The organism is Burkholderia sp. HAN2018 (assembly GCF_024704855.1).
GTDB lineage: Bacteria > Pseudomonadota > Gammaproteobacteria > Burkholderiales > Burkholderiaceae > Burkholderia > Burkholderia cepacia.
Window position 1 is genome coordinate 1 of the sequence record NZ_QOBB01000159.1, and the last position, 17,450, is coordinate 17,450.

The 17,450-nt window shown below is 67.0% G+C and carries 16 protein-coding genes; 5 read left to right on the plus strand and 11 right to left on the minus strand.

The genetic code is table 11. The annotated features are described in order from the left end of the window. Nucleotides 1-283 (minus strand): hypothetical protein (locus DPV74_RS29305; RefSeq protein WP_205571953.1); only part of this gene is annotated, 283 nt, incomplete at its 3' end. Here DPV74_RS29305 and DPV74_RS29310 point away from each other — a divergent pair. Genes DPV74_RS29310 through acnA form a run of 3 tightly spaced genes read left to right on the plus strand, consistent with a single transcriptional unit; the run spans nucleotide 282 to nucleotide 5,041 of the window. Further along, nucleotides 282-797 carry a hypothetical protein gene (locus DPV74_RS29310; protein WP_119338445.1) on the plus strand — a complete coding sequence of 172 codons (516 nt, stop codon included), beginning with the start codon at nucleotides 282-284 and terminating at the stop codon, nucleotides 795-797. The two genes, DPV74_RS29305 and DPV74_RS29310, sit on opposite strands and share 2 nt — an antisense overlap. A gap of 22 nt (nucleotides 798-819) precedes the next feature. Then, nucleotides 820-2,271 carry a bifunctional 2-methylcitrate dehydratase/aconitate hydratase gene (locus DPV74_RS29315; RefSeq protein WP_119338446.1) on the plus strand — a complete coding sequence of 484 codons (1,452 nt, stop codon included), beginning with the start codon at nucleotides 820-822 and terminating at the stop codon, nucleotides 2,269-2,271. Between the two features lie 52 nt (nucleotides 2,272-2,323). Further along, nucleotides 2,324-5,041 carry an aconitate hydratase AcnA gene (gene acnA / locus DPV74_RS29320; protein WP_027791115.1) on the plus strand — a complete coding sequence of 906 codons (2,718 nt, stop codon included), beginning with the start codon at nucleotides 2,324-2,326 and terminating at the stop codon, nucleotides 5,039-5,041. A 124-nt stretch (nucleotides 5,042-5,165) separates the two neighbouring features. Here the strand turns inward: acnA and DPV74_RS29325 are convergent, their stop codons facing one another. From DPV74_RS29325 to DPV74_RS29340, 4 genes are all read right to left on the minus strand, one after another. After that, on the minus strand, nucleotides 5,166-5,597 hold the full coding sequence (locus tag DPV74_RS29325) for a DUF1801 domain-containing protein (protein ID WP_060357576.1): 432 nt from the start codon (nucleotides 5,595-5,597) through the stop codon (nucleotides 5,166-5,168). Next, nucleotides 5,594-6,025: an SRPBCC domain-containing protein gene (locus tag DPV74_RS29330; protein ID WP_119338447.1), complete on the minus strand. Its 432-nt coding sequence runs from the start codon at nucleotides 6,023-6,025 to the stop codon at nucleotides 5,594-5,596. The genes DPV74_RS29325 and DPV74_RS29330 overlap by 4 nt, the downstream gene beginning before the upstream one ends. Then, nucleotides 6,025-6,348 (minus strand): helix-turn-helix transcriptional regulator, encoded by a 324-nt coding sequence (locus DPV74_RS29335; RefSeq protein ID WP_027791112.1) that lies wholly within the window; start codon nucleotides 6,346-6,348, stop codon nucleotides 6,025-6,027. The genes DPV74_RS29330 and DPV74_RS29335 overlap by 1 nt, the downstream gene beginning before the upstream one ends. A gap of 61 nt (nucleotides 6,349-6,409) precedes the next feature. Beyond that, the gene (locus DPV74_RS29340) at nucleotides 6,410-6,814 is read right to left on the minus strand and encodes a hypothetical protein (protein WP_162923166.1); all 405 of its coding nucleotides are present in this window, start codon (nucleotides 6,812-6,814) and stop codon (nucleotides 6,410-6,412) included. A gap of 180 nt (nucleotides 6,815-6,994) precedes the next feature. On the opposite strand from DPV74_RS29340, the gene DPV74_RS29345 reads away from it, so the two are divergent. Beyond that, nucleotides 6,995-8,728, plus strand: coding sequence for a protease pro-enzyme activation domain-containing protein (locus DPV74_RS29345; RefSeq protein ID WP_119338449.1), 1,734 nt, complete (start codon nucleotides 6,995-6,997; stop codon nucleotides 8,726-8,728). A gap of 64 nt (nucleotides 8,729-8,792) precedes the next feature. On the opposite strand, the gene DPV74_RS29350 is transcribed toward DPV74_RS29345, so the two are convergent. The 5 genes from DPV74_RS29350 to DPV74_RS29370 form a co-directional block, all read right to left on the minus strand. Further along, nucleotides 8,793-10,211 (minus strand): MFS transporter, encoded by a 1,419-nt coding sequence (locus DPV74_RS29350; protein WP_027791110.1) that lies wholly within the window; start codon nucleotides 10,209-10,211, stop codon nucleotides 8,793-8,795. A gap of 220 nt (nucleotides 10,212-10,431) precedes the next feature. After that, the gene (locus tag DPV74_RS29355) at nucleotides 10,432-11,268 is read right to left on the minus strand and encodes an ABC transporter permease (RefSeq protein WP_027791109.1); all 837 of its coding nucleotides are present in this window, start codon (nucleotides 11,266-11,268) and stop codon (nucleotides 10,432-10,434) included. 37 nt (nucleotides 11,269-11,305) lie between these two features. Further along, nucleotides 11,306-12,562, minus strand: a complete 1,257-nt coding sequence (locus DPV74_RS29360; protein ID WP_060083427.1) for an ABC transporter permease — start codon at nucleotides 12,560-12,562, stop codon at nucleotides 11,306-11,308. A gap of 111 nt (nucleotides 12,563-12,673) precedes the next feature. Continuing rightward, nucleotides 12,674-13,720: an ABC transporter substrate-binding protein gene (locus DPV74_RS29365; RefSeq protein ID WP_021158689.1), complete on the minus strand. Its 1,047-nt coding sequence runs from the start codon at nucleotides 13,718-13,720 to the stop codon at nucleotides 12,674-12,676. Nucleotides 13,721-13,797: 77 nt separating this feature from the next. Further along, entirely contained in the window at nucleotides 13,798-14,904 is a 1,107-nt protein-coding gene (locus tag DPV74_RS29370; RefSeq protein WP_060194862.1) for an ABC transporter ATP-binding protein, read from the minus strand. A gap of 108 nt (nucleotides 14,905-15,012) precedes the next feature. Between DPV74_RS29370 and DPV74_RS29375 the strand changes: the two genes are divergently transcribed. Then, complete coding sequence (locus DPV74_RS29375; protein WP_027791106.1) at nucleotides 15,013-16,536, plus strand: PLP-dependent aminotransferase family protein; 1,524 nt, start codon at nucleotides 15,013-15,015, stop codon at nucleotides 16,534-16,536. Between the two features lie 36 nt (nucleotides 16,537-16,572). Here DPV74_RS29375 and DPV74_RS29380 read toward each other — a convergent pair. Beyond that, the coding region (locus DPV74_RS29380) for a lipase secretion chaperone (protein ID WP_119338451.1) at nucleotides 16,573-17,450 on the minus strand (878 nt) is incomplete at its 5' end.

A 17,450-nucleotide genomic window follows, 5' to 3' on the forward strand; every position in this document is an offset into this window, starting at 1 on the left:
GGCCGAGGCCGCGCCGCTGTTCGGCCCGGCCGGCGCGGGCAGCGCGCCGTAAGCGCGCGGCGCCGGCCGATACACGAGTTTCATGCATTCGACGACACGCGAACCGGATAGAGGTTTGCGAAACGACAAAAAACGTAACGGAGCCCGAAAACCTGATATGTACGCGGCCAAATAGGTGAAAATAGCGGCCGCTGCGCGCTTTCGGGGCGCGTGCAGTTTCAAACCGGCCGGCAATTCGATTGCCGGCCCTTGTCAACTGATTATCGAAAGGTTCTGACTCCATGAAGAAACTCCTGATCGCTACCGCCATCGGCGCCTTGTCCGCCACGATGCTGGTGTCGGCTCCGAGCGCGTTTGCCCAGGGTACGACCACCACGACCGCGAAGAAGGCAACGGCCAAGCGCCCGGCGCCGGCCAAGCGCATCATCCCGCGCAGCAAGAAGGCACAGGCACGCGCCGCAGCCAAGGTCGATCCGGTACCGGACGGCGCGGTCAAGTGGTCCTGCAAGGAAGGTCTGTCGTTCGACCTCGCCGGCGACATGAAGCGCGACCAGGTGGTCACGGTTCACTGGGCGAAGAAGAACTACAAGCTGCCGCGTCAGGCCACGACGACGGGCGCGGACACGTTCTACGATCCGGCAGCAGGCTTCAAGCTGATCGTGATCCCGACCAAGGCGATGCTGTTCTCCGACGCAAACGGCGGCGAGCGCCTCGCGGACGAATGCGTGACGCCGGAAATGGCACAAGGCACGCCGGCACCGACGCAGTCGAACGAGCTGAAGCCGGTAACGAACTAAGCGCGTTCCCATCGGCCCCTCGATGTCCGCCCCGGTCTCCAACGTCCGCCCTGCTCCGGATACGGTACTCGTCGATATCGTCGACTACGTGCTGAATACCGGCATCGACAGCGCGCTCGCGCTGGAGACGGCGCGTCATTGCCTGATCGACACGCTCGGATGCGGACTCGAGGCGCTGTCCTACCCTGCCTGCACCAAGCTGCTCGGCCCCGTCGTGCCCGGCACGATCGTGCCGAACGGCGCGAAGGTGCCCGGCACGTCCTTCCAGCTCGATCCCGTCCAGGCCGCGTTCGGCATCGGCGCGATGATCCGCTGGCTGGACTTCAACGACACCTGGCTCGCCGCCGAATGGGGCCATCCGTCCGACAATCTCGGCGGCATCCTGGCGACGGCCGACTGGCTCTCCCGCACGGCCGTCGCGGCCGGCAGGAAGCCGCTCACGATGCGCGACGTGCTGGTCGCGATGATCCAGGCCCACGAGATCCAGGGCTGCCTCGCACTCGAGAATTCGTTCAATGCGGTCGGGCTCGACCACGTGCTGCTCGTGAAAGTCGCATCGACGGCCGTCGTCGGCCGGCTGCTCGGGCTCACGCGCGACGAGCTGATCAACGCGGTGTCCAACGCGTTCGTCGACGGCCAGGCGCTGCGCACCTACCGCCACGCGCCGAACACGGGCTCGCGCAAATCATGGGCGGCCGGCGACGCGACCTCCCGCGCGGTGCGCCTCGCGCTGATCGCGAAAACGGGTGAAATGGGCTACCCGTCGGCACTCACCGCAAAGACCTGGGGCTTCTACGACGTGCTGTTCGACGGCAAGCCGTTCCGCTTCCAGCGCCCGTACGGCACGTACGTGATGGAAAACGTGCTGTTCAAGATCGCGTTCCCTGCCGAGTTCCACGCGCAGACGGCCGCCGAGGCCGCGCTGCAGCTGCATGCGCAGCTCGCCGCCGCGGGCCGCACGACCGACGACATCAGCCGGATCACGATCCGCACGCATGCGGCCGCGATCCGCATCATCGACAAGCAGGGCCCGCTCGCCAATCCGGCCGACCGCGACCACTGCATCCAGTACATGGTCGCCGTGCCGCTGCTGTTCGGCCGGCTGACCGCAGCCGATTACGAAGACGCGGCCGCCGCCGATCTCCGCATCGACGCGCTGCGCGCGAAAACGGTGTGCGTCGAGGATCCGCAGTTCACAAAGGATTACCACGACCCGGACAAGCGCTCGATCGCGAACGCACTGACGATCGAGTTCACGGACGGGTCGAAACTTGCCGAGGTGGCGGTCGAATACCCGCTCGGCCATCGGCGGCGGCGTGCGGAAGGCATCCCGCTCCTGGTCGAGAAGTTCAGGACCAACCTTGCCCGCCGCTTCCCGGCAAAGCAGCAACAAGCGATTCTCGACGTGTCGCTGGACCAGGCAAAGCTCGAAGCGATGCCGGTCGATGAGTACGTCGACTTGTATGTGATATAGCCGTCAGATACAGGACTATTTGTTTCCTAGCCTTAAACCCAGGAAAATCACCATGGCCCACAATCTCCACAAGACCCTCAAGGAATTCGACAGCGGTTCCGGCAAAGGCAAGTTCTACTCGCTGCCGCAGCTCGGCAAGGAACTGAAGACGAAGATCGAACGCCTGCCGGTGTCGATCCGTATCGTGCTCGAGTCCGTGCTGCGCAACTACGACGGCAAGAAGATCACCGAAGAGCACATCGAGCAGCTCGCGAACTGGAAGCCGACCGCGAAGCGCGTCGACGAGATTCCGTTCGTGGTGTCGCGCGTCGTGCTGCAGGACTTCACGGGTGTGCCGCTGCTCGCCGACATCGCGGCCATGCGCGGCGTCGCGGAGCGTACGGGCAAGAACCCGAAGAAGATCGAGCCGCTGGTTCCGGTCGACCTCGTCGTCGACCACTCGGTCCAGATCGACTACTTCCGCCAGAAGGACGCGCTCGACCTGAACATGAAACTGGAATTCCAGCGCAACAACGAGCGCTACCAGTTCATGAAGTGGGGCATGCAGGCATTCGACACGTTCAAGGTCGTGCCGCCGGGCGTCGGCATCGTCCACCAGGTGAACCTCGAATACCTCGCGCGCGGCGTCCACAAGAAGGCGGACGGCGGCGACACCGTGTACTACCCGGACACCCTCGTCGGCACGGACAGCCACACGACGATGATCAACGGCATCGGCGTGGTCGGCTGGGGCGTGGGCGGCATCGAGGCGGAAGCCGGCATGCTCGGCCAGCCGGTGTACTTCCTGACGCCGGACGTCGTCGGCGTCGAGCTGAAGGGCAAGCTGCGCGAAGGCGTGACGGCCACCGACCTGGTGCTGACGATCACCGAAATGCTGCGCAAGGAGAAGGTTGTCGGCAAGTTCGTCGAGTTCTTCGGCGAAGGCACGAAGTCGCTGTCGCTGCCGGATCGCGCGACGATCGGCAACATGGCGCCGGAATACGGCGCGACGATGGGCTTCTTCCCGGTCGACGAAAAGACGATCGACTACTTCGAAGGCACGGGTCGCACGAAGGCGGAAATCGCCGCGTTCGAAAACTACTTCAAGGCGCAGAAGCTGTTCGGGATCCCGAAGGCCGGCGACATCGACTACACGAAGGTCGTGACGCTGGATCTGACGACGGTCGCCCCGTCGCTGGCCGGCCCGAAGCGCCCGCAGGACCGCATCGAGATCGGCAACGTCAAGTCGACGTTCACCGACCTGTTCTCGAAGCCGGTCGCGGAAAACGGTTTCGCGAAGAAGGCGGACGACCTGGGCACGCAGTACACGACGAGCAACGGCGTCGACGTGAAGAACGGCGACATCCTGATCGCCGCGATCACGTCGTGCACGAACACGTCGAACCCGAGCGTGCTGCTGGCCGCCGGCCTGCTCGCGAAGAAGGCGGTCGAGGCCGGCCTCACGGTCGATCCGAAGATCAAGACCTCGCTCGCGCCGGGATCGCGCATCGTCACCGAGTACCTGACGAAGACGGGCCTGCTGCCCTACCTGTCGAAGCTCGGTTTCGAAGTCGCGGCGTATGGCTGCACGACCTGTATCGGCAACGCGGGCGACCTGACGCCGGAGCTGAACGAAGCGATCACGAAGAACGACATCGTCGCGGCAGCCGTGCTGTCGGGCAACCGTAACTTCGAAGCGCGTATCCACCCGAACATCCGCGCGAACTTCCTCGCGTCGCCGCCGCTCGTCGTCGCGTACGCGATCGCCGGCAACATCACGCGCGACCTGATGACCGAGCCGGTCGGCAAGGGCAAGGGCGGCCGCGACATCTACCTCGGCGACATCTGGCCGACGAGCGACGAAATCCACGCGCTGCTCAAGTTCGCGCTCGATCCGAAGAAGTTCGAGGACAACTACTCGAAGCTGACCAAGAAGGGCGACCTCTGGAGCAAGATCGAGGGCGAATCGGGCCAGGTCTACGACTGGCCGAAGTCGACCTACATCGCCGAGCCGCCGTTCTTCGGCAACGACTTCTCGATGGAACCGGCTGCATCGATCCCGACGGTCAAGGGCGCGCGCGCACTGGGCATCTTCGGTGACTCGGTCACGACCGACCACATCAGCCCGGCAGGCTCGATCAAGGAAGACTCGCCGGCGGGCAAGTGGCTGAAGGAAAACGGCGTGCAGAAGGCCGACTTCAACAGCTACGGCTCGCGCCGCGGCAACCACGACGTGATGATGCGCGGTACGTTCGCGAACGTCCGGATCAAGAACCTGATGATCCCGGCGAAGGCGGACGGCACGCGCGTCGAAGGCGGCCTGACGATCCACCAGCCGAGCGGCGAACAGCAGTCGATCTACGACGCCGCGATGCAGTACGTCGCGGCCGACACGCCGACCGTCGTGTTCGCGGGCGAAGAATACGGCACGGGCTCGTCGCGCGACTGGGCCGCGAAGGGCACGCAGCTGCTCGGCGTGAAGGCCGTGATCGCACGCAGCTTCGAGCGTATCCACCGCTCGAACCTGGTCGGCATGGGCGTGCTGCCGCTGCAGTTCAAGGGCTCGGACAGCGTCCAGTCGCTCGGCATCACCGGCGACGAGACGTTCGACATCGAAGGCCTCGGCGACGACTTCAAGCCTCAGCAGGACGTCACGCTCGTGATCAACCGCAAGAACGGCGAAACGCAGCGCGTGCAGGTCCTGCTGCGCATCGATACGCCGATCGAAGTCGACTACTACAAGCACGGCGGTATCCTGCCGTTCGTGCTGCGCTCGCTGCTCGCAGCGTAAGCGCCCTGCCTTTGCAGGTGCCGCAGCCGCCTTGCGGCGGTTGCGGCCGATTTGGATGCCCGACCTCGTGTCGGGCTTTTTTTTGCCTGCGCGCGTTACGCAATGTTGCCGATTGTCAGGCTCGTCACGCCGCCTTGTCGCCGCGCGCCTTCGCGCCCGCTCCTCGTGTGTTCTTCTTCAAGTGGGTGCGGTTGTATTCGATCGCCGCGCGCACGAGATTCTTCAACGCCCGCTTGTCGAGCCGGTCGCCTTCGAAGAAGTCGATCGCGCGTCGCGCATTGCCGTCGAGGCCGTCGTTGAACAGCTTGTCGGGATCGGGCAACTGCGCGCCGTGCATGAAGGTCAGCTTCACCTTGCCCTTGTGCGCGTTTGCCACCGCGATCATCCCGTCGCACGACCATACGGGGCTGCCCATCCACTTCCATTCCTCGACGATGCCCGCTTGCGCGGCGAGGATCGTCTGGCGCAGGTCGGCGAAGGTCTTGCCGCGCCAGTCGGCGATGCCGGCGATCAGCGCGTCGATGCGCTCCGACGGCGTGAGGTCCGTTGCGTTCATGCGCGGGCCTCCGTGCCTTCGTCGGGACGTGCCAGCGCCTGTTCGAGCGCATCGAGGAACCGCACCCAGCCGTGCTGCGCACCGCGGTACGCCTGCTCCTGGTCCGTGCGGAAGCCGACCTGCTCCATCCGCAGGTGCGTGCCGGCCGGCGTCGGCGTGAGCGTCCACGTGACGACGCTTTCGAGGCCGTACGCGGCCCACGTATAGGACAGCGTGCGCGGCGGCTCGATCGTCAGGACCTTGCAGTCGACCGAGCCCCAGTCGGCGCGGAAGCTGAAGGCGCGGCCCGCGACGGGTTCGAAGTCGCTCTTCATCAGCCACGCCTCGATCAGGTGCGGTTGCGTGAGCGCGCGCCAGATCTTTTCCGGTGGATGAGGCAGTTCCCGGTCGACGACGACGGAGCGCGTTTCGGTGGTGGCCTGGTTCATTACTGGTCCATCCTTTTCAGAAGATCTTCGAGGGCGTCGAACCGGTTCTGCCAGAAACCTGCCATCTGGCTCGTCCAGTCGATCAGCGGGGCCAGCGCTTGCGGCTGCGCGCTGTAGTGCGTCTGCCGGCCTTCGTGACGGTCGTTCACGAGCCCGGCCTGCTTCAGTACGCCGAGATGCTTCGACACGGCCGGCTGCGAGACGCCCGCATGGGCCGTCAGCGCGGCGACCGTCAGCTCGCCGTCCGCGCACAGCCGCTCGAAGAGCGCGCGGCGGGTGGGATCGGCCAGCGTCCGGAAAAGCATGTCGTGATCGGTCTGCATGTCGTTCAAAATCCATAACCCGTTGGTTATGGATTGAAGAATAGCCGCCGGTCGACGCGCGTCAAGGCGGAATTTCACGAACGGCGTCGTGCAATCCGGTGCGGGCCTGCCGCCCACCCATCGGCGCGCGCCTGCGTCCGAATTCGAGCGTTTCCTCTAATCCGCATGTGCGACACGCGATCCGAAAGCCGCCTGCAAGACTGCCCGACGTGCTGTTCCACAGTTCGGGAAACGTTTGCGTTCGACCGGCCCCTTTCTTGTGCACGTGCGAATCCGTTCCTGCCGCATCGCTTCGTTTGACCACATAGTGCGACGCGGCATGCGGCAACGACCGGTCGCGCGCCACGCGTTCACGCGTCGATCCACTCCGCGATCGCGCATGTTCCGACGCCGTGACGAGCGACTCGTGCGTGCGAACGTCGCGCATTGCCGCGCCGTCGTGCCGCGAACCGGTTCCGTTCGCCACGCGCGCGATCGCCTGCGCATACGACGCTGCGCGTGCACGCACACACCCCGATGTCAGAACTGACAGCTATGGAAACTGGCAGCTACCTGAACGGTAGCGACGCCCTACGCTCGTCACCGCTCGCGACCCCACAAGGGTCGAGGGCTCCAGCAACGTCGTCTCTCCTAAAAAGGACTCCCGATGAAAAGGAACGCCTGGTTTGCCCTGCCCCTGCCGTCGCCCCGCCGCCTTGCGTGCGTGGCACCCCTTGTGTTCGCTGCCGCTGCGGCGCATGCGGCGACGGACTGGGTCGATACCCATACGAAGGCCTTTCTGACCGGCCCGCAGTTGATGGCGCGCAGTGCGGCGCCGTCGCTCGAACTCGCGGCCGGCGAAACGACCGACGTCGTCGTCAGCCTGAAGCTGCGCAATGCCGCGCAGCTCAAGCAACTGGCGCGCGACGTGAACCGGCCCGGCAGCGCGCATTACCGCCAGTACCTCACGCACGAGCAGTTCCTCGCCAACTACGCGCCGACCGATGCGCAGGTGAAGTCGGTCGTCGACTATCTGCACAAGAGCGGCTTCGTGAATGTCGAGGTCGCACCGAATCGGTTGCTGGTGTCCGCACACGGCACGGCCGGCACCGTGAAGACCGCATTCAACACGTCGCTCGTGCACTTCGACTACGCGGGCCGCTCGGGCTTCGCCAACACGTCGACCGCGCAGGTGCCGCGCGCGCTCGGCGATGTCGTCGGCTCGGTGCTCGGGCTGCAGAGCGTCGCGCGCGCGCGGCCGCTGCTGCGCATCGGCAACGTGTCGAAGCCGCAGGCGCTCGCGGCCGGCACGGCGACCGGCCACTATCCGAAGGAATTCCCGGGCCTCTACAACGCGACCGGCGTGCCGACCGCAGCCGGTGTCACCGTCGGCATCATCACGATCGGCGGCGTGTCGCAGACGCTGCAGGACCTGAAGCAGTTCACGTCGAGCAACGGTTACGGCACGGTCTCGACGCAGACCGTCAAGACCAACGGCTCCGGCGGCAGCTACACCGACGACCAGGACGGCCAGGGCGAATGGGATCTCGACAGCCAGTCGATCGTCGGCTCGGCCGGCGGCCAGGTCGGCAAGCTCGTGTTCTACATGGCGGACCTCAACGCCAGCGGCAACACGGGGCTCACGCAGGCGTTCAACCGCGCGGTGTCGGACAACACCGCGAAGGTGATCAACGTGTCGCTCGGCTGGTGCGAAACCGACGCAAACGCGGACGGCACGCTCGACGCCGAGGAACAGATCTTCACGACGGCAGCGGCGCAAGGCCAGACCTTCTCGGTGTCGTCGGGGGACGAAGGCGTGTACGAGTGCAACAACCGCGGCTATCCGGACGGCTCGAACTACACGGTATCGTGGCCGGCTTCGTCGCCGCACGTGCTCGCGATCGGCGGCACGACGCTCTACACGACGTCGTCGGGTGCGTTCTCGAACGAGACGGTGTGGAACGAAGGGCTCGACGACAACGGCAAGCTGTGGGCAACGGGCGGCGGCGTCAGCACGATCCTGCCCGCGCCGTCGTGGCAGTCGGGCAGCAACCGCCGGCTGCCGGACGTGTCGTTCGACGCCGCGCAAAGCACCGGCGCGTACATCTACAACTACGGCCAGTTGCAGCAGATCGGCGGCACGAGCCTCGCCGCGCCGATCTTCACGGGCCTCTGGGCACGCCTGCTCGCAGCGAACGGCACGGGCCTCGGCTTCCCGGCCGGCAATTTCTATGCGGACATTCCGTCGCGTCCGTCGCTCGTGCGCTACGACGTGGTGTCGGGGAACAACGGCTATCAGGGGTATGGCTATAACGCCGGCACCGGCTGGGATTACCCGACCGGCTTCGGCAGCCTGAACATCGCGAACCTCAATCAGCTGATCAAGTCGGGCGGGTTCTAAGCGAAGCTTGAAGGCCGGTGCGCGGCGGCAGGTTGCCGCGCGCCGGCGCGTGACTTGCCCTTGCCTATTCCGCCGCCCGCTCGCCCACGCGCTCGGACGCCGCCGCCACGCCGGCCCGATGCGACGGCGCAAAGAGCCGCAACCCGCTCGCGACACTCGCCGCCCCGGCGAACCCCGCGCCGAGCATCAAAGCAAGCGTCGGCCCGTGGCGTCCCGCGATCCCGAACGACAGCGCGACGAGCGCAGCACCCGTCGCCTGCCCGATCAGCCGCGCGGTCGCGATGATCCCGCTCGCGCCGCCGCTGCGCTCGGGCGGCGCACTCGACATCAGCGCCTTCAGGTTCGGCGACTGGAAGAAACCGAAGCCCGCGCCGCACAGCATCATCCGCCAGCCGATGTCGATCACGCCCGGCGCCGCCGGCAACGCGGCGAGCGACACCATGCCCGCGCTCAGCAACGCAAGACCGATCGCGCCGAGCAGGCCCGGCGGATAACGATCCGACAACCGCCCCGCGATCGGCGCGGCAAGCGCGACGATCGCCGACCACGGCGTCATCAGGAACCCCGTCTCGACCGCGTTGCGATGCAGGACGGTTTCGAAATAGAACGGCAGCGACACGAACGCGAGCCCCTGCGCGGCGAACGCGCACACGGCGGTCAGCGCGGACAGCGTGAACACCGGCCGGCGAAACAGGTCGACCGGCAGCATCGGTGCCGGGTGCCCGGCCTGGCGGCGAATCAGCAGCCAGCCAAATGCAAGCGCGACCGCGGCCGACGCGAATACGATCGAAAGCGGCCCGCGCTGCGCGAATTCGCCGAGCGCGAAGATCAGCGACGCGAACGTGATCACGTTGAACAATGCGGCGACCGGGTCGAATGCGTGCTTGCCGCGCGCCGTCTGCGGCAGCGACGGAATCGCCACGGCCAGCGCGAACACGCCGAGCGGCACGTTCACCGCGAACAGCCACGGCCACGCGGCGACCGACAGGATCAGCGACGCGATGGTCGGCCCCACCGCGAACGACACGCCGACGACGAGCGCGTTGAAGCCGACGCCGCGCCCGAGCCGGTGCGCGGGGAACAGGCCGCGGATCAGCGCGACGTTGACGCTCATGATCGCGCTCGCGCCGAAGCCCTGCACGATCCGCGCGGCCGTCAGCATCGGCAGCGTCGACGCGAGCGAGCAGCCGAGCGACGCGAGCGTGAACACCGCGAGCCCGGCGATATACACGCGCTTGTGGCCGACGATGTCGCCGAGCGACGCGAACGGCAGCAGCGTCGCGACCATCGCGAGCTGGTATGCGTTGATGATCCATACGGACGCGGCCGGCGATGCATGCAGGTCGGCGGCGATCGCGGGCAGCGCGGTGTTCGCGATCGCGGTGTCGAGCGTCGCGAGCGCGACGGCCAGCAGCACGGCGGACATCGCGCGCCAGTTGACGGCCGGCTCATGCGCGCCGGCGGAGGAGGCGAATTCGGACAAGATGAGGCTCGGCTGACGAGCGACGCGTTGCGCCGCGTCGCGGATTGGACTCGCGGCGGCGTTCCGGTCGCACCGCACGGAACGCGCGCCGCCGCGTCCCGTATTGTTGCAGAGCCGCATCGAACGTGCAGGCGGCCGCTTCGTCAGTCAGCGAAATGAAAGCAATGCGATGCCACGCATGACACGTGGCGACTCAGGTGCCGGGGGCAAGCCCGCCCGCTCAGCTCACTGCGCGCCGCGCATTGCGTCCGCGCAGCCATTCGAGCGCAAGCAGCAGGCTCGTCGAGAAGATGATCAGGATCGTGGCGAGCGCGGCGATCGTCGGGCTGATGTTCTCACGGATGCCCGTGAACATCTGGCGCGGCAGCGTGGTCTGGTCCGCGCCCGCGAGGAACAGCGTGACGACGACCTCGTCGAACGACGTCGCGAACGCGAACAGCGCGCCCGACATCACGCCCGGTGCGATCACCGGCAGCGTCACGCGGAAGAAGGTCGACACCGGATTCGCGCCGAGCGACAGGCTCGCGCGCACGAGGTTCTGGTTGAAGCCCTGCAGCGTCGCCGCGACCGTCGTCACGACGAACGGCACGCCAAGCGCCGCGTGCGCGGCGATCAGCCCCGTGTAGGTGTTCGCGAGCCCGAGCGGCGCGAAGAACAGGTACATGCCGACGCCGACCACGACGACGGGCACGATCATCGGCGACAGCAGCACGGCCATCAGCAGCCCCTTGCCGCGGAAGTCGGCCTTCGTGAGACCGATCGCGGCGAGCGTGCCGAGCACCGTCGCGACGACGGTCGCCGACGGCGCGACGATGAAGCTGTTCTTCGCGGCCATCCGCCACTCGTCCGACGCGATCAGGTTCTCGTACCAGCGCATCGAGAAGCCCGGAATCGGATAGACGAGGAACGTGCTCGACGAAAACGACAGCGGCACGATCGCGAGCACCGGCAGGATCAGGTACAGCAGCGTCAGCACGACGAGCACGCGCAGCGCGACGTACCACGCGCGCTCGACGAACGACATGTGCGGCGCGAACAGCGGCCTGGCGAGTTTCATGGTCGGATTCCCCTTCCCGTTTCGTTGTGCGCGGCGCTCAGCCGAGGCTCACGTTGGTGCGCGTGAAGCGCCCGTACACCGCGTACAGCACGAGCGTCGCCGCGAGCAGCAGCCCGCCGAGCGCGCACGCCATGCCCCAGTTGATCGTCACGTTCGTGAAATACGCGACGTAGTAGCTGACCATCTGGTCGTTCGGCCCGCCGAGCAGCGCGGGCGTGATGTAGTAGCCGATCGCGAGGATGAACACGAGCAGCGCGCCCGCGCCGACGCCCGGATAGGTCTGCGGCACATACACGCGCCAGAACGCGGCGAACGGATGGCTGCCGAGCGATACGGCCGCGCGCTGGTAGGTCGGCGGGATCGACTTCATCACGCTGTAGAGCGGCAGGATCATGAACGGCAGCAGGATGTGCGTCATCGAGATATACACGCCGATGCGATTGAACAGCAGCGTCAGCGGGTGCGAGATCAGCCCGCTGCCGATCAGCGCCGTGTTGATGAGCCCTTCGCTCTGCAGCAGCACGATCCACGCGGCGACGCGCACGAGCACCGACGTCCAGAACGGAATCAGCACGAGGATCATCACGAGGTTCGCGCGGCGCTCCGACAGCGTCGAGATCCAGTACGCGAGCGGATAGCCGAGCAGCAGCGCGAACAGCGTGACGGCGACACCGATCACGAACGTGCGGCCGAAGATCGCCAGATAGATCGACTGGTCCGGATCGGCCTGCACGATGTGGCCGAAGCCGTCCTGCTTGTGGTCGAGCGCGGCGAGCAGGTAGAACGGCGACACGGTGCTGCCGTTCTTCGCGATCGACTGCCAGTACGCGACGTCGCCCCAGCGCGCATCGAGGTCGATCAGTTTCGCGCGCGTCTGCGCGGGCGTCAGTGCCGCATCGTTGTCGCCTTTCAGCGGCATCGCGCGCGCCGTCTTCGCGACGAGCGAGCGATAGCCGGGAATCTCGGTGTTCAGGCGCCGCGCGAGCGCACCCATCGCCTCGCTGTCGGCCACCTTCGTCATGTCGGCCGCGAGCGCGACATACGCGGCGTCGGCCGGCGGTGCCTTGCGGTCCCAGCCCGACAGCGCGGCGACCGTGCCCGGCAGCGCGGTCGCGATCTCCGGGTTCTGCACCGCGCGCGTGAGCAGCGTGCCGATCGGCACGACGAAAATCAGCAGCAGGAAAATCGCGAGCGGGGCGACCAGCAACAGCGCCATCGTGCGCTTGCGGGCTTCGGCGGCCTTCAGCTCGCGCTTGAGCGCGGCGGTCGACGGCGAGGAAGACGCGATCGTCATCGTATTCAACGTTTCTCTCCGGCCGGGGACGATCCGGCGGAAGGCCGCGCGACGCGATCGACGCGCCGCGCGGCAGGTTGCATCAGGACACCTTTGAGGATGCCTGACCGGTTACTTCGTCGCCCATGCGGCGAAACGCTGCTCGAGCTCGTCGCTGTGGTCGGTCCAGAAGCCGATATCTTCCAGCACGGCGTTCTTGCCGTTGGCCGGCGAGTTCGGCAGGTTCGCGAGCGTCTTCGCGTCGAGCGACTTGATCGCCGCGATGTTCGCGGGGCCGTACGCGATGTGCTGCGCATACCCTTGCTGCGGCTTCGGCGTCAGCGTGTACGCGATGTACTGCTCGGCCAGCGCCTTGTTCGGCGAGCCCTTCGGAATCGCCCAGTAGTCGAGGTCGTAGATGCTGCCGTTCCACACGACCTTCAGGTTCTTGCCTTCCTTCTGCGCGGCGTCGATGCGGCCGTTGTACGCGGTCGACATCACGACGTCGCCGGCGACGAGGAACTGCGGCGGCTGCGCGCCCGCTTCCCACCACTGGATATACGGCTTCAGCTCGTCGAGCTTCTTGAACGCGCGGTCCTGGCCGGCCTTCGTGCCGAGCACCTTGTAGACGTCCTTCGGCGCGACGCCGTCGGCCATCAGCGCGAATTCGAGGTTGTAGCGCGCCCCCTTGCGCATGCCGCGCTTGCCGGGGAATTTCTTCACGTTCCAGAAATCGGCCCAGCCGGTCGGGGCCGACTTCAGCTTGTCCGCGTTGTACGACAGCGCCGTCGACCACACGAAGAAGCCGACGCCGCACACCTGCGGCGATTCCGGAATCAGGTCGGACTTCTTCGCGATCTTCGACCAGTCGAGCTTCTCGTACAGCCCTTCGTCGCAGCCGCGATTCAGGTCGCCCGACTCGACTTCGACCACGTCCCAGTTGACGTGCTTCGCCTCGACCATCGCCTTCACTTTCGCCTGCTCGCCGTTGTATTCGACGGCGGTGACCTTGTTGCCGGTCGCCTTCTCGAACGGCTGGTTGAACGCGGCCTTCTGCGCGTCGCCGTTCGCGCCGCCGAAGTTGACGACCGTGAGTTCGGCAGCCGATGCCGATACGCCGACGACGGCGAGCGCGAGTGCCAGCGCGGTACGACGCGCGGTAATGCTTGCTCGGTTCATGGTGGTTCCTCTCCTCTCGTGGTGGAAGTGGGCAGTTGTTGTTGACGACGTACAGCGGAAAATCGGGAAAACCCTGCTCAGGCGAACACGCGCAGGTGTTCGGGTGCGAACGCGAGCGCGACCGGTGCGCCGGGCGAGAACGCGTCGAGCGCGCCGGTGCCGAGCGGCACCTTCACGAAGCACTCGTCCTGGCCCGGCAGCGCGCAGCGCATGCGCACGTGATCGCCGAAATAGATGAGGCTGCGCGCCTCGCCGCTCAACCGGTTGGCGGCCGCGCCGTTCGCGTGCCCGTTCGCGCCGTGCGGGGCGAGGCTCATGCGTTCGGGGCGGATGCACGCGACGGCCGGCGCGCCCTCGGCCGCATCGCCGATGCGGCGGCCGACGAGCTGCGTGCCGTCGTCGAGCCGGAATTCGCAGAATTCGCCGTCGACGCGCGCGATGGTGCCGCGCAGCCGGTTGCTGTCGCCGATGAAGTTCGCGACGAATTCGTTGCACGGCGACTCGTACAGGCGGTCGACGGTGTCGAGCTGCTGCACGATGCCCTTGTCGAACACGGCGACGCGATCGGACATCGTCAGCGCCTCGCCCTGGTCGTGCGTCACGTACACGAAGGTCACGCCGAGCTTTTCGTGCAGCGCCTTCAGTTCGTACTGCATGTGCTCGCGCAGCTGCTTGTCGAGCGCGCCGAGCGGCTCGTCCATCAGCACCAGCTTCGGCTCGAACACGAGCGCGCGCGCCAGCGCGATGCGCTGCTGCTGGCCGCCCGACAGTTGCGCCGGGTAACGTTTCGCGAAGCGCTCCATCTGCACCATCTTCAGCGCATGCGCGACGCGTTCTACCCGCTCGGCGGCCGGCAGCTTGCGCACGGTCAGCGGATACGCGACGTTCTGCTCGACCGTCAGGTGCGGAAACAGCGCGTAGTTCTGGAACACCATGCCGATGTTGCGCTTGTGCGGCGGCACGTTGTTCAGCAGTTCGCCGTCGAGGCGGATCTCGCCGCCGGTCGGGAATTCGAAGCCGGCCAGCATCATCAGGCAGGTCGTCTTGCCGGAGCCCGAGGGCCCGAGCAGCGTCAGGAATTCCCCGCGGTGGATATCGAGGTCGAGCGATTTGACGACCAGCGTTTCGCCGTCGTAGGTCTTCCGCACGCCGCGAAAGCTGACGATCACATCATCGGACTTCATCGTGGCTGTCCCCTTGCTTCGCGACAAATGATTTTGAGATGCGAGCCACTATACGGCGCCCACGGTTCTACAATAGGGAACCATTTCAATATTACTAGTAGGACCACTTTGGATACCGTGATCCTCGCCGACTGGCTCTCCGCCCGTCTCGACCGTAGCTCGCCCGAGCCGATGTACCGGCAGTTGCTGCAGCTGATGCAGCAGGCCATCCTGACCGGAGAATTGGGGCCAGGAACCAAGCTACCGAGTTCCCGCACGCTCGCGGCCGACCTGTCGATCGCGCGCAATACCGTGCTGCACGTGTACGACCAGCTGACCGCCGAAGGCTACGTGCTGACGACCACCGGCAGCGGCACCTATGTGGCCGACACGCGGCCGGATGCCGCCGCGATCCACGTGCCGGGCGCCGCGCCGCCGCCGTCGAGCGCCGACGCAGCGCCGCAGCCGGACGCGCAGGGCGGCCTGTCGATGCGCGGCCGGCAACTGATCGAGCATGCGGGGGTATCGCGACGCCAATGGGGCGCGTTCATGCCGGGCGTGCCGGACGTGTCGGAGTTCCCGAGCCGGACGTGGAGCCGCCTGCAAGCGCGGCTGTGGAAGGAAGCGAACCCCGAGCTGCTGACCTATGCGCCGGGCGGCGGCTACCGGCCGTTGCGGCGCGCGCTCGCCGATTACCTGCGCGTCGCGCGCTCGGTCAAGTGCTCGCCGGACCAGGTGATCATCACGACGGGCATCCACCAGTCGATCGATCTCGCGGTGCGGCTGCTGTCCGACATCGGCGATCGCGCGTGGGTCGAGGAACCGTGCTACTGGGGTGTGCGAAGCGTATTGCAGGCGGCGGGCCTCACGCTGACGCCGGTGCCGGTCGACCAGGAAGGGCTCGACCCGCGTGCCAGCGACATGCAGCATCCGCCCCGGCTCGTGCTCGTCACGCCGTCGCACCAGTACCCGCTCGGGATGGTGATGAGCCTCGCACGGCGCCGGATGCTGCTCGAATACGCGCGACAGCACCGCTGCTGGATCATCGAGGACGACTACGACAGCGAGTTCCGCTACGGCAGCCGCCCGCTCGCGTCGCTGCAGGGGCTCGACGACGGCGGCCGCGTGATCTACGTCGGCAGCCTCGGCAAGATGCTGTTCCCGGGGCTGCGGATGGGCTACATGGTCGTGCCCGAGCATCTGGTCGACACGTTCCGCACCGGGTTGTCGGAGCTGTACCGCGAGGGCCAGTTGATGCAGCAGGCCGTGCTCGCCGAATTCATCATGGACGGCCACCTGACTTCGCACGTCAGACGGATGCGCACGCTGTACGGCGAGCGCCGGCAGCTGATGATCGACGCGATCCGCGCGCGCTTCGGCGACGCGCTGCCCGTGATGGGCGACGAGGCCGGCCTGCATCTCGTGCTCGGCCTGCCCGACGCCTGCGACGACCGCGCGGTCACGCAGAGCGCGTTCGATGCGGGCGTGATCGTGCGCCCGCTCACCAGCTACTACAGCAACCTCGATACCGCGCGGCGCGGCCTGTTGCTCGGTTATGCATGCGTCGCGCACGAAGGCATCCGGCCGGCATTCGACACGCTCGCGAATACCATCGAGCAACACCTGCCTCGCGATCTCACGCGCGCGGCATAACGACCGTCATGCGCCGTGCCGCCCGCGCCGCGAGCGTTATCGCGCGCTGCCCGCCCCGCGATCGAGCGAAGCCGCGCGCACGGCTTCGCCGGGCTTCGTGAACACGCGCTGCCGCAGCGCGGCGATCTGCGCGTCGCGATCCTGCGGCGACAGGCCGGCCGACTCGATCTGCGCACGCTGCGCCGCGTAGTCCGCGTAGCGGCTCTGCCACGATGCGTCGTCCTGTTGCATCTGCGCGACGCGCGCGGCCGCTTCGGGGCCGAGCGTCTGCGTCAGTTGTGCGCGCATCGCATCGGGCGTCGCCCCGTTCTTCTGCAATTGCGCGATCTGGTCGATCGCCGCGCGCTGCCGGTCGACGCGCTGCTGCGCGGCGCGTTCGTCGGCCGGCATCTGCTGTTCGAGCGCCGCGAGCCGTTCGGCCTTCTGCGCATCCGTCAGCGCGGGGTCCTGCGCGATCTTCAGCCGCGCGAGGTCGTAGCGCTGCCGCCATTGCTCCGCACCGAAGAACGGCTGGCTCCAGTCGCCGAGCGTGCGGTACGCGATCGACGCGCGCTGGTCGAGCGCGAGCTGCAATGCACCCAGGTCCGACTTGTCGACCGCGCCGGCATCGCGCAATTTCGCGAGTGCGTCGAGATACGCGCGATACCGGTGCCACACGTCGAGCGCCTCGGCCTGCGCAACGGTCCCGTCGAGCTGTGCGGCAATCTCGCGCACGACGAACGCATCGAGCCCGGCCGCACTCAGGTCGCTCTGCGCGGTCAGGCAGTAGTCGAAGAAATCCCGCACCGCGCGCGCCTTCGCGAGATGGCCGCCGGCATCGAGCGGCAAGCGGGGCGCGCTGGAGCCGGCGAGCGACGGCGGCAGGCTCGTGCTTGCCGGCACGGCGGCCTGCGGCAGTGCGGCAGCCGGTCCGC